This is a genomic window from Streptomyces durocortorensis (assembly GCF_031760065.1).
Lineage (GTDB): Bacteria > Actinomycetota > Actinomycetes > Streptomycetales > Streptomycetaceae > Streptomyces.
In genome coordinates, this window is sequence record NZ_CP134500.1 from 3,809,973 (window position 1) to 3,821,631 (window position 11,659).

At 71.0% G+C, this 11,659-nt stretch carries 14 protein-coding genes; 4 read left to right on the top strand and 10 right to left on the bottom strand.

The window, feature by feature from the left end:
- Nucleotides 1-109: 109 nt before the first annotated feature.
- Nucleotides 110-787, bottom strand: a complete 678-nt coding sequence (locus RI138_RS16775; protein ID WP_311120576.1) for a hypothetical protein — start codon at nucleotides 785-787, stop codon at nucleotides 110-112.
- 419 nt (nucleotides 788-1,206) lie between these two features.
- Here RI138_RS16775 and RI138_RS16780 point away from each other — a divergent pair, with 419 nt between their 5' ends.
- On the top strand, nucleotides 1,207-2,280 hold the full coding sequence (locus tag RI138_RS16780; RefSeq protein WP_311120577.1) for a PucR family transcriptional regulator: 1,074 nt from the start codon (nucleotides 1,207-1,209) through the stop codon (nucleotides 2,278-2,280).
- A gap of 109 nt (nucleotides 2,281-2,389) precedes the next feature.
- Here the strand turns inward: RI138_RS16780 and RI138_RS16785 are convergent, their stop codons facing one another.
- The 3 genes from RI138_RS16785 to RI138_RS16795 form a co-directional block, all read right to left on the bottom strand.
- The gene (locus RI138_RS16785) at nucleotides 2,390-2,845 is read right to left on the bottom strand and encodes a tellurite resistance TerB family protein (protein ID WP_096632048.1); all 456 of its coding nucleotides are present in this window, start codon (nucleotides 2,843-2,845) and stop codon (nucleotides 2,390-2,392) included.
- A gap of 208 nt (nucleotides 2,846-3,053) precedes the next feature.
- The gene (locus RI138_RS16790) at nucleotides 3,054-4,325 is read right to left on the bottom strand and encodes a cation:proton antiporter (protein ID WP_311120578.1); all 1,272 of its coding nucleotides are present in this window, start codon (nucleotides 4,323-4,325) and stop codon (nucleotides 3,054-3,056) included.
- A gap of 2 nt (nucleotides 4,326-4,327) precedes the next feature.
- A complete protein-coding gene (locus RI138_RS16795) occupies nucleotides 4,328-4,798 on the bottom strand; it encodes a cation:proton antiporter regulatory subunit (RefSeq protein ID WP_311120579.1) in 471 nt (156 codons plus the stop codon).
- A gap of 168 nt (nucleotides 4,799-4,966) precedes the next feature.
- Between RI138_RS16795 and RI138_RS16800 the strand changes: the two genes are divergently transcribed.
- Both RI138_RS16800 and RI138_RS16805 read left to right on the top strand, forming a co-directional pair.
- Nucleotides 4,967-5,611 (top strand): dihydrofolate reductase family protein, encoded by a 645-nt coding sequence (locus RI138_RS16800; protein ID WP_311120580.1) that lies wholly within the window; start codon nucleotides 4,967-4,969, stop codon nucleotides 5,609-5,611.
- 39 nt (nucleotides 5,612-5,650) lie between these two features.
- Nucleotides 5,651-5,794: a hypothetical protein gene (locus RI138_RS16805; RefSeq protein ID WP_311120581.1), complete on the top strand. Its 144-nt coding sequence runs from the start codon at nucleotides 5,651-5,653 to the stop codon at nucleotides 5,792-5,794.
- A 12-nt stretch (nucleotides 5,795-5,806) separates the two neighbouring features.
- Here the strand turns inward: RI138_RS16805 and RI138_RS16810 are convergent, their stop codons facing one another.
- The 6 genes from RI138_RS16810 to RI138_RS16835 form a co-directional block, all read right to left on the bottom strand.
- Entirely contained in the window at nucleotides 5,807-6,568 is a 762-nt protein-coding gene (locus RI138_RS16810; protein WP_311120582.1) for a 4'-phosphopantetheinyl transferase family protein, read from the bottom strand.
- Nucleotides 6,565-7,137, bottom strand: coding sequence for an anthrone oxygenase family protein (locus RI138_RS16815; protein WP_311120583.1), 573 nt, complete (start codon nucleotides 7,135-7,137; stop codon nucleotides 6,565-6,567). The genes RI138_RS16810 and RI138_RS16815 overlap by 4 nt, the downstream gene beginning before the upstream one ends.
- A gap of 186 nt (nucleotides 7,138-7,323) precedes the next feature.
- Nucleotides 7,324-7,752, bottom strand: a complete 429-nt coding sequence (locus RI138_RS16820) for an acyl-CoA thioesterase (RefSeq protein WP_311120584.1) — start codon at nucleotides 7,750-7,752, stop codon at nucleotides 7,324-7,326.
- A gap of 12 nt (nucleotides 7,753-7,764) precedes the next feature.
- On the bottom strand, nucleotides 7,765-8,139 hold the full coding sequence (locus RI138_RS16825; protein WP_096632036.1) for a YybH family protein: 375 nt from the start codon (nucleotides 8,137-8,139) through the stop codon (nucleotides 7,765-7,767).
- 44 nt (nucleotides 8,140-8,183) lie between these two features.
- Nucleotides 8,184-9,677 (bottom strand): FAD-binding protein, encoded by a 1,494-nt coding sequence (locus RI138_RS16830; protein ID WP_311120585.1) that lies wholly within the window; start codon nucleotides 9,675-9,677, stop codon nucleotides 8,184-8,186.
- Between the two features lie 60 nt (nucleotides 9,678-9,737).
- Entirely contained in the window at nucleotides 9,738-10,679 is a 942-nt protein-coding gene (locus tag RI138_RS16835) for an AraC family transcriptional regulator (RefSeq protein ID WP_096632032.1), read from the bottom strand.
- Nucleotides 10,680-10,761: 82 nt separating this feature from the next.
- Here RI138_RS16835 and RI138_RS16840 point away from each other — a divergent pair, with 82 nt between their 5' ends.
- Entirely contained in the window at nucleotides 10,762-11,595 is an 834-nt protein-coding gene (locus RI138_RS16840) for a Rossmann-fold NAD(P)-binding domain-containing protein (protein ID WP_096632030.1), read from the top strand.
- Nucleotides 11,596-11,659: the final 64 nt, after the last annotated feature.

Consider the following 11,659-nt stretch of genomic DNA (forward strand, 5'->3'; position numbering starts at 1 on the left):
GACGGAGCACATGCGGCCGGTCACCGGACGGGGCGAAGGGCCCCGTGCGGCGGAGCGGTACGGCGACGTGGTCGGGGCCGGGCCCGGCTGGGGACGGGCCTGGCCGGGGTCAGCCGTTCGCCCTGTCCGGCGATCCGAGCGGTCTCGCGTTCGGACCCGGGTCGAGCGCCGCGTCGTAGGGCGAGACCCAGAAGAACTCGCCCTCCTCGTCGTACGCGTAGAGGAGCCCGGCGCCGCCCTTGACGAGCAGCGCGTCCTCGGCGCTCGGACCGGGAAGCCGGTGCGGCGGGTCGGCCAGGCGGACCTGTACGACGGCCGTCGATCCGTCGCTCGACGCGACCTCGGCCTGGCCGAAGTCCGCGGTGACGGAACCGGTGCGGATCGTGCAGACGCTCCCGACGAAGTCGAGCCGCGATGGCGGAGGTTCCGCCGGGAAGAACCGGCGGAAGCGGTGTACGAGGAGGCGGACGGCCGCCCAGGAGATGATCAGCGACCCGGCGAGCACGGCGACGGTGAGCACGGCCCGCGCGGCGCCGCCGGTCCCGCTGCGGTGCAGCAGGACCGTACCGGTGAGGCTGCCGAACCAGGAGAAGAGGACCAGCAGGGAGACCGAGACGGAGACCGGGACTCCGCCGAAGCCGACCGGACCGGTGTCGAGGTCCGCGTCGAAGGAGTCGTGGCCCGCGGCCCCGGCCAGCACCAGCAGCCAGAAGCAGATGACGACGATCAGAGCGGCGCCGAAGATGACGGCGGGGAATCCGAGTGCCGCGCTCAGGAACTCGTCCATCTGTCCCGCCCCCTAGCGGTTCTGCGCGCGGGCCTTGAGGCGGTGCGCGTCCGTGATTCGGCACGGGGGGCGGTGTGCGGCGAGCGACCGGCAGGCGGTGGGAGGGGGGGGGCGGGGCCCGGACGCTGCGGCGCTGCCTGAAACAAGCCGCAGCGACCAGGTCGTTCCCCTCAGGTTCCCCCGTCGAATCCCCCGTTGGACTGTCCGAGGGGGGCTCCTGTCTTCCCCCGTTCCCCCGTTTCCCCGTGCTCCCCCGTGTGTTTCCCCCGTGGTGTTGCTGACCTGATCCTGTCATCCTCGGGCCGCCCAACGCATTGCCGGGTTCCGGCAATCTTTATGCTTCCCTGATGCCGGGCACCGGCACCGCCCCCTGTGCGTTGGGGGAATGACAGGACTGTTGCGAGGCTGAAGGAGCGTGCGTGGCCGAGCCGAGGATTCCCGAGGAAATGCTGGGCAACTATGCCCACATTCTGGGCGAAGTGGCCACCACCGGCCGTCGACTGACGCGTGAGGAGCTGGAAACGCGCCGGGCGCTGGGCCGGGAGGCGGCGGATGCGGGGCATCAGCTGAGGGCGTTGGTGGCGATGCATCTGGCGCATACGCGCGTTGCCTGGCCGAGCGCCGCTGCCGGAAACTCCCCTGCCGTGACGGACGCCGTGCTGGCCGCGGTGGAACAAGCGGTCGATGCGTTCGCCGAGGGCTTCGAACGGGCGCAGCGGCTGACGGTGCGCCGGGAGGAGGCGGCTCGCCGCGAGTTCATCGACGATCTGCTGTACGGGCGAAGCGACTTGGCCCGTCTCGCCGAGCGGGCCACCCGCTTCGGCCTGCGGCTTTCCCGGGCGCACGCGGTCGCGGTGGCCACGGGCCCGGAGGCGTACACGGAGACGGACGCGGTGCCGCGCAGTGTGGAGGCGGCGCTCCTCACGCGGTTCAGCGGGCGCAAGATCCTGCTGACGACGAAGGACGGCCGGATCGTCTGTATCGCCCCGGGCAGTCAGCCCGACGTCCTGCGCTACTTCGCCAAGCAGTCGCATGCGGCGACGGACGGTGGCCGGGTCGCGATCGGCCGCCCGCACAAGGGCCCCGGCGGGGTGGTCCACTCGTACGACGAAGCGCTCGAAGCGCTGGACCTGGCGGACCGGATGGGCATGACGGACCCCGTGCTGTACACCTCGGACCTCCTGGTCTACCCGGTGCTGACCCGGGACCGGCAGGCGATGGCGGATCTGGTGCGCAGTGAGCTGGGCCCGCTCCAGAAGGCGCGGGGCGGCGCGGAGCCGTTGCTGAACACGTTGGCGGTGTACTTCGACGCGGGTTGTGTGGCCGCCGAGACGGCCCGCCGGCTGGCCCTGAGCGTAAGGGCGTTGACGTACCGCCTGGAGCGCATCCACCAGTTGACCGGTTCCGACCCGGCGGACCCGGTGCACCGTTACAGCTTGCAGACGGCGGTGATCGGCGCGCGCCTGCTGGACTGGCCCGCGAAGGAGCTGTGAGGGGCTCCGGCGACCCCGCGGGGGCGGGGGCCGCCGGGCCCGGGCGCGGAAGCTCTCAGGCCTCTGGGGCCTCTGAGGGCTCTGGGAACTCTGAGGCCTCTGGGGGCTCTCAGAGGTCGAACTCGTGCGGCGGCAGGTCGAGCGCGAAGCAGGCCTCCCGTACGACGGCCCGCTCGGTCGCGTCGAAGTCGCCGTCGGCGCCGCCGATGACGATGCCGATCTGTACGACGGCACGTGCCTCGGCGGGCTTCTTCTTCGCCTTGGCGACCTCCTGGAGCACGCTGACCTTGCCGAAGTCGAAGTCGGCGGTGAGCTTGTCGACGTAGTCGTTGAACCGCCGCTGGAGGTCGTCGGCGGGGAAGTTCTGGAGGACGTCATTGCTCGCGATGAGCCCCGCGACGCGCTGGCGCTCGGCCGGGTCGATGGATCCGTCGGCGGCGGCGACCAGGGCGCACATGGCCATGCTCGCGTCCCGGAACGACCCCGACTTCAGCTCGTTCTTCTTCGCCTCCAGCTGCGTCTGCATCGATGAAGCGGATTCCTTGATGCGATCCCACAGAGCCATGACATCTCCCTACGTTCTGGTGCAATTCCGAAATAAAGGCAACTCTACAGACGTGTAGAAGTTAGCAGTCGGGACGGCCCGACGACCGGTGAACCGATGGCTCGTCCCCTCGGAGCGAAAGGTTTCGGACACGGCAACGGCCGGTCGGAACAGCCCTGATGGGCATCCGACCGGCCGTGGTGAGGCGCGGGGGCACGGAGAAGAGGGGCTACTCGCGCGTCTCGCCCGCCGGTTCCGGCGTGAGGTCGTCGTGCGTCGGCAGCCGGTGCTCGGGGGCGGGCGGCGCGGCGGGCGCCTTCTGCGCGCCGATCGTGTCCTTGCCGCCGCCGCGCCGGGCCTCGATCCTCGCCGCGATGGGCTGTGTCCACCGGGCGGTGAGCGGGCCGACGACGACGAGGATCAGGACGTACGCGGTGGCGATGGGCCCGATGCGCGGTTCGGTGGCCACGGCGAGCCCGGCGATGACGATGGAGAACTCACCGCGCGCCACGAGGGTGCCGCCCGCCCGCCAGCGGCCGCGCGTACCGATTCCGGCGCGCCGGGCCGCGTAGTAGCCGGTGGCGATCTTGGTGAGCGTGGTGATGACCGCCAGCAGTGCGGCGGGCAGCAGCACCGGCGGGATGTCGGCCGGGTTGGTGGAGAGGCCGAAGAAGACGAAGAACACCGCGGCGAACAGGTCGCGGAGCGGGGTGAGCAGCTTGCGGGCGCCCTCGGCGACCTCACCGGAGAGCGCGATGCCGACGAGGAACGCGCCGACGGCGGCGGAGACCTGGAGCTGCTGGGCGATCCCGGCGACCAGGACGGTCAGGCCGAGGACGACCAGGAGGAGCATCTCCGGGTTGTCGGAGGAGACCGCGCGGCTGATGAGGCGGCCGTGGCGCAGCGCCAGGTAGAGGACGAGGCCGACGGCCCCGAGCGCGATGACCAGCGCGAGGCTGCCGCCGGCCAGGCTGACCCCGGCGAGCATGGCGGTCAGCAGCGGCAGGTAGACCGCCATCGCCAGGTCCTCCATGACGAGGACGCCGAGGATGACCGGGGTTTCGCGGTTGCCGAGCCGGCCGAGGTCGGTCATCACCTTGGCGATCACGCCGGACGACGAGATCCAGGTGACCCCGGCGAGTGCGACGGCCCCGACGGGACCCCAGCCGAGCATGAGTGCGGCTATGGCGCCGGGTGTCGCGTTGAGAGCGAAGTCCACGGCCCCCGACGGGTACTGCGTCTTCAGGCTGGTGACCAGCTCGGACGCGCTGTACTCCAGCCCCAGCAGCAGAAGCAGCAGGATGACGCCGATCTCGGCGCCGACCATGGTGAATTCCTCGCTGGCGTTGAGCGGGATCAGTCCGCCGTGCCCGAACGCCAGCCCGGCGAGGAGGTAGAGGGGAATGGGGGAGAGCCCGATCCGCCCGGCGATCCGCCCGACGAGCCCCAGCCCGAGGATGACGGCCCCCAGTTCCACCAGCAACGCAGTCGTGTCATGCACGGTCAGCCCTCCGCAATGATCTCGGAGAGCGCGTCGACGCCCTCACGCGTACCGACGGCGACGAGTGTGTCCCCGATGGCCAGTCGAAAATCCGGTTCCGGCGACGGGTGCGCGCTGTGCGTGCGCAGCACCGCCACGATGGACGCCCCGGTCCGCGTCCGCGCCCTGGTCTCCCCGAGCAGCCGCCCGCCGTACGGCGAACGGGACCCGAGGGGGATGTGCTCGGTGACGAGGTCGATGCCCTTGGTCCGTACGGCGTCGATGGGCGCCGGGTCGATGAGGTGCGCGAGGGCGGTGGCCTCGTCCGTCGACAGGGGGACCGAGAGCTGGCACGAATCGGGGTCGTCCTGTTCATAGAAACCGATGAACCGGCGTCCGTCGTGGTGCACGACGACCGAGATGTGCTGCCCCGTCTCGGTCGTGAAGTCGTACTGAGCACCCACTCCGGGCAGGGACGTGCGGCGGGTTCCCATGGCTTCCTCCCGAGACGTGCGGCGGTGTGCGCGCACTTGGTGTTCTCTTTGTCCGGCCATGACTTTATCGGGCGGCCGAAAGCTGTCGGCCGCCTGTTCGATCGATGAGTTTTCCGCCCCCGGCAGGTCCTAACGTTGTCGTCGACCGCGCAGAAGCAGGAGGAACACATGGCCCAGCTGCTGAGAGTCCAGAACTTCACGGTTTCGAGCGATGGGATCGCGGCCGGTGAGGACCAGACGCTGGAGCGGCCGTTCGGCCACGTCGACCCCGGCCGGCTCTTCTCCTGGGCGGGCGCCACGGCGAGCTGGCCGATGCGGTCGGATTCCGGTGGCAGCCGCGGCCTGGACGACTACTTCACGCGCGACTTCGCCCGCGACATCGGGGCGGAGATCATGGGCCGCAACAAGTTCGGGCCGCAGCGCGGCCCTTGGGAGAACCACGAGTGGCGCGGCTGGTGGGGCGAGGAACCCCCCTTCCACACCCCGGTGTTCGTCATGACCCACCACGAGCGTCCGTCGTTCACGCTGTCCGACACGACGTTCCACTTCGTGGGCGGCGACCCGGCCGAGGTCCTGGACCGGGCGCGCGAAGCGGCGGGTGACAAGGACGTCCGGCTCGGCGGGGGCGTCACCACGATCCGCGAGTTCCTCGACGCCGGTCTGGTGGACACCCTGCACGTGGCGGTCTCCCCGGTGAAGCTGGGGACCGGGCTCCGCCTCTGGGATTCGCCCGAGGAACTGCTGGACCGCTACCACCTGGAGGCCGTACCGAGCCCGAGCGGGGTGACGCACCACCTGTTCTGGCGAAGGTGAGGCCGCCGAGCACCGACACTCGTGGCCACGATGCGGCAGATGCCCAGGAGTGTTCGCCCTGAGGCCATCCCCACGTTGGCGGGTCTCGTCATCGCCGCGGGCACCGGGCTGAGCCCCACGCTCTGGCGCAAGCAGTGCGGGGACTGGACCGAGGCGGAACCGACTCCGCTGGAGGCGGGCTGAGAGGCCGGGGCCTCACTGGTTCCGGGCCGTCGCCGTGGGTGCCGCGGGGGCTGCCACGCAGACGCCGATGCGGAAGCCCGGCGGCGCCTGCGGTGCGTGGCAGGTCCAGTGGGCGGGGTCGGGGACGTGCGAGGTCGGGCGCAGTGCGAGTCCGCCGCGGCCGTCCGGGCCCAGGGCGATCTGCCGGAACGGCAGGCGTACGCCGAGGCCGACCGCCTTGGCGTACGCCTCCTTCACCGCCCACAGCTGTACGACGGCGTCCCGCCGCTTGCGGCCGGCCAGTGGTTCCAGGGCGGCGCGTTCCTCCGGTGAGAGGCATTTCGTGACGAGGCGCCGGATACTTTCCGGGTCGTCCAGGGCATCGCAGATCTGGACGTCGACGCCGACCGTCCGACCGCGGGTGAGACCGATCAGGCACACGCCGCCCGAGTGCGACAGGCTGAACTCGATGTCCGACGCGAACCGGGGGTGGATCGCGGGTTTGCCGATCGGTGAGAAGACGAACTCCCACTCCCCCGGCGCGACGGGGGCACGCCGGGAAAGCTCGGTACGCAGCAGCCACCGGGTGTACTGGAACGCCTGCCGGTCCGTGTCGAGAGTGAAGGCGTCGGCCCGGCGCAGTTCGTCGTGCGACAGCACGGCCCGCCAGGTGTCCTCGGCGGGGGCCTCCGCGCCGTCCGGAGGGTGAACCCGGCCCATCACGGTCATCACTCCCGGGACGCGGGGGGCGGCGAGCCGGTGGCCGTCATACGGCGGGGAGGCGAGCGGGATCACGTCCGGGTTCCCTCCGCGCTCGGGTGGACGCTGGTCGGGCGGTCGGGTGTGTCGAGGCCGCCGGTCTCCTGCGACCGCTGGCCTCCGTACACGACCAGCGCCCAGAGCAGGCAGACGAACGCCGCGGTGTGGAGGAGAGCGCGGACGATGTTCCAGATCACCCACTTCGTCTCGAAGCTCGCGCGGACGGCGGCCAGGTCCTTGATGTCGTCGGGGGCGCCCGCGTTCGCGAGCTGGAGGTTCAGGGGGGCGCTGGCGCCGAGGGTGACCAGGAACGCCACCACGTACAGGACCAGGGCTGCGACCAGCCAGGACAGCGCGAGTCGGCCGTGGCCCTGGCGGGCCAGATACACGGACAGGCCGAGTAGGGGGATCGATCCGAGGAAGGGGAGGATGAAGACCGGGTTGAGGATGGCCATGTTGATGGTCTGCATCGTCTCGATGAGCGTGCGGTCGGACGACCTGGCCAGGCCGGGCATGACCCCGTAGGCGAAGGCCGCGAACAGTCCGGCCATCAGTCCGGTGGAGAGAGTGGCGGCGAGCAGAGCGCCGGTCTGGAGGCCTCTCATGCTGCGTCTCCTTTGTGTTCTCGAAGGTGTGCTCGGCGGCGTGCTCGACGGTCTGCGGGGCACGGCCTCCGGCCCCGACGGTCTGCGGGGCACGGCCTCCGGTCGGCCCGTCGCGGGCGTTCTCCGGGAGCCGTGCCCCACGTCTGCCGTCTCCTGGCGTGGTCGCCAAGGCTCACCCGTGGTCGCTCAGGTGGCCGGCCCGAGCAGGTCGGGATGCTTGGCCAGTTCGCGCAGCTTGCTGCCCGGGTCGGGAAGCAGGCGGCGCGTTTCCAGGTCGAGCAGGCCGATCACTCCCTCGACCCGGGCGACGGAGATTCCGTCGGGGGTGTGGAAGCGCTGCGTGAGTTCGAGGAGCTTGCCCTGCCCACCGGTGATGGCGCAGCCCACGTCGACCTCGTCCCCGGCCCGCAGCTCGCGCTGGAACCGGATGGTGGCCTTCAGGAGTACGGGGCCGATGCCGGCCTCACCCAGGACGTCCGGGGTGAGGCCGGCGGCTTGCAGGAACTGCCAGCGGGCGTGCTCCGCGTACTGCATGTACACGGCCTGGTTGAGGTGGCCCTGCCGGTCGAGCTCGTAGGCCCGTGCCTGGATACGGACGCTGAACGGATTCTCCATGCCCACTCCTCCTCAGGCCCCGACCGGATCGTCGAAGAGGATCCGCCAGGTGCCGTCGGGCTGCTCGCGGGAGACCACGGTGCCCTTTCCCCGGAGGTCGACCGGCGTGCCGGTCTCGTCCGTCCCCACGAGGTGCCAGTCGGCGTGCGTCATCGCGATGCCGCCGGATCGCAGCACGCTGGTCACGGTGATGTCGGCTCCCGTGATGACGCCGAACATCTTCTTGAGGGAGGCGGCGACGGCTTCGAGCCCCACCTCATGGGTGCCGTCCGGCGGGGTGACGAGAATGCCGTCCGGCTCGAACAGGTCCAGCATGGCCTGTGCGTCGTTGGCGTTGAAGGCCGCGGCGATGAGGCCGGGTATGTCTTCCGGGCGCTGTGCCGGCATGCGAGGTCTCCTTACTGGAGGTACAGGGCGGGCTCGGGGAGCGGTCAGCCGAAGATGCCCTGGCCCGGCGTGAGGATCCCGGCGGGGTCGTACCGGCGCTTCAGGTAGGTGAGCTGGCTCCAGCGCCTCCCGTAGTGCGCCTGCCAGTCGGCACGGGTCATCGAGGGCACCGCGCCGACGAGATAGCGCTTGGCCCCGAGTTCGACGGCGCGGTCGTAGAAGCGGCGGTTCTGCGCCAGCAGGCCGGGGACGTCCGGGTGGTTCGGGGCCGGTATCCGGATGAGACTGACCTCGAAGAAGGCGTTCGTCGTGCACCTGGGCAGGACGAAGTTGGGCCGGGTGAGCGGCCGGGGGCTCATCGGCGAGATGCGGACGGGGCCGGGGCCCATCTGGGTCGCCGTCAGTTCGCCGAGCACGGTGTCGAGGTAGGCGGGGGTCTTGTCGGTACCGACGAACATCATGAGCCACGGCTTCTTGCTGCCCCAGAACCCGGCCTCCTTGAGGGCCGCCCAGTTCGGGTCGAAGCGCAGCAGCCAGTCGCGGAACGACAGGTCGGCCGTCGGGCCCGCGGTCGCCTGGGGCGAGAGCACGGACTGCAGTCCGGCGACGTCCGGCTGATCGGGCGCCGAGTAGAAGATGCCGAGCGCGAGCCGGTAGGTCCAGCCGCCACCGGGCTTGGGATCGGCGTAGCCGTTCTGGTCGCTGACCACGCCGGTCCGCATCACGGTCAGCGAGTCCCGCAGGAAGGCCGCCCGGTCGGTGTAGGTGAACTCCAGCGAGCGGACGTGTGTCTCCGCCGGGACCAGCCTGACGCCGGCCCGCACGATGATGCCGTACTGGCCGCCGCCCACGAGGACGGCCTCGAACAGCGCACGGTGGTACGTGCGGGAGCAGGTGACCAGATGGCCGGTGCCCGTGACGACCTGGAGCCACTCCACGGTGTCGGCCTGCGAGCCGTGGCGCTGGCTGGTGCCGCCGAGGCCGCCGACGCTCAGCGTTCCGCCGATCGACAGGTGGGCGAAGTCGTTGTAGACGGGAAGCGTCTGGCCGGAGTCGAGCGCTTTCAGCGCCAGTGTCGACCAGGTGACACCTGCGTCGACGTCGGCGATGCCCCGCGAGATGCTGTGCACCTCGCCGAGCGGCTTGGGGTCGATGGCGATGCCGCCCTCGACCAGGGCCTGGCCGTAGTGCGAGTGAGACTCGCGGTCGTCGGCGCCGGTCCCGCTCTGGCCGTTGACGGCCACGGGTATCCGGTGGTCGTGGGCGTAGCGGACGATCTTGCGGATGTCGTTCACCGAGCCCGGGGTCAGGACTGCTCGGGGGCGGCGGGTGAACATGTGGCCGAAGTCCTCGGTGAACGCCGACGGGTCGGCGGGGAGGACGAGCGTGCCGTCGAGGGCGGGTACCTGGTGGATGCCTGACGTCGAACCGGGGGCGGTGGCCCACGCGCGGGCCTGGGGGTCCCACCCCAGGACCGCGGCGCCCGCTCCGACGACCAGGCCGGACAGGATCTTCCGGCGTGAGAGCTCGGTATGCATGCCTTGTTGGTACGCCCGTGGGCGCAAGGAGAACGCAAGGCGGCCGCCCGCCCCGCACGCTCAGTGCGCGGGTGCGGCGCTGCGGTGCTCCTGCGGGCTGATGCCGTACACCCGCTTGAACGCCGAGCTCAGGGCGAACCCGGTGCCGTAACCGACCTGCCGGGCCACGGTGTTGAGGGTGGCGTCGGACTGGCGCAGCAGGTCCGCGGCCAGGGCCAGGCGCCATTCGGTCAGGTAGGTCATCGGGGGTGTGCCGACGGTGCTGCGGAAGCACTGGGCCAGCTTGGCCCGGGACACGCCGACCTCGGCGGCGAGCCGTTCGAGCGACCAGTCGTTCGCCGGGTCCTGGTGGAACAGGCGCAGTGCCTCGCCGGCCACCGGGTGGGCGTGGGCCCGGTACCAGGCAGGGGCCTCGGTCTCGGGCCGGTCGAACCACGCCCGCAGTACGGAGATGAGCAGGGTGTCGAGGAGACGGTCGAGGACGACGCCCTGGGCGGGCCCCTGTTTGGTGACCTCGCCCGCCAGTACGGGGATGAGGGGCGAGTCCCAGGTGTCGGCGGAGACGACCAGCAGCGGCGGCAGTACGTCGAGGAGGCGCTGCCCGACGGCGCCGACCTCCTCGTACACGCCGAGCAGCATCTGCACCGGCCCGTCGGGGTTGCTGCCCCAGGTGCGTACGCCCAGCGACATCCGTTCGCGCAGCTCGACGCCCTCGGGCGTGACGCACTGCTGGCCGGGGTGGACGATGACCTGCGGCGGGGTCGCCGGCTGGTCGCTCATCACGTAGGGGTCCGGCCCGCGGACGATGGCGACGTCACCCGGGCGCAGCCGCACCGGTTCGCCGTGGTCGGGCTCGACGTGCGCCTCGCCGCTGAGCATGACGGCGAGGCAGAGCGGTGACTTGTCCTGGACCCGGATCGACCAGGGGGGGTCCAGCACGATGCGGAGGAGGAATGCGCCGCTGGCCCGCGGCCCTTCGAGTAATCCTGCGAGTGCGTCCACCCGCCCAACATTAGACGACTGGACATGCATCTAGGCATCTCAACCATGGACCGTCCAGATTGCTGCCGTTCAGACTGCTTGCATGACGACAAACGAGCACACGACGTTGGTTCTCGGCGGCACCGGCCGGGTCGGCCGCCGAGTCACGAAGAAGCTGATCGATCGCGGTGTGAACGTGCGGGTCGGCTCCCGCGCCGGGAAGCCCCCGTTCGACTGGGAGGACCCCTCGACCTGGGCCGACGCCGTCACCGGCGTCCAGTCCGCCTACCTGATGTACTACCCCGAGGTCGAATGGCCCGGCGCGGGCGACGCCATCGGCGCCGTGGCCAAGCTGGCCGTCGACGCCGGTGTCCGGCGCCTGGTCCTGCTGTCCGCCCGCAACCAGGAGGAAGCCGTCCGGTGCGAGGACGCCGTGACGAGCCTCCCGGTCGAGTGGACGATCGTCGCCCCGGCCTCGTTCAACCAGAACTTCGACGAGGGCGTCTTCCTGGAGCCCCTGCGCCAGGGCGTGCTGGCCCTGCCCGCCGGTGACAACTCCGACCCGTACGTCGACGCCAACGACATCGCCGATGTCGCGGTGGCGGCCCTCACCGAGGACGGCCACGTGGGCGAGCGCTACGAGCTGACGGGTCCCCGGCTGTGGACCTTCGCCGAAGGTGTCGAGGAGATCGCCCGCGCGACCGGTCGCTCCCTGCGCTACCAGCCGATCACCCGGGAGCAGTTCGCCGACGCCATCGTCGCCGACGGCGCCCCGCGTGATTTCGCCGAGCCGCTGGCCACGCTCATCTCCGAGTTCTTCGACGGCCGCAACAGCTCCCTGGCCGACGGCGTCGAGCGCGCCCTGGGGCGCAAGCCCCGCGACTTCGCGGACTGGGTGGCCGAGGTCGCGCCCACCGGTGTGTGGGACGCCGCCTGACGTGAACCGGTGATGCCGCCGGGCGAACACGGTTGGCGGGGGCGGGCCTTGCGCTGATGTTGCG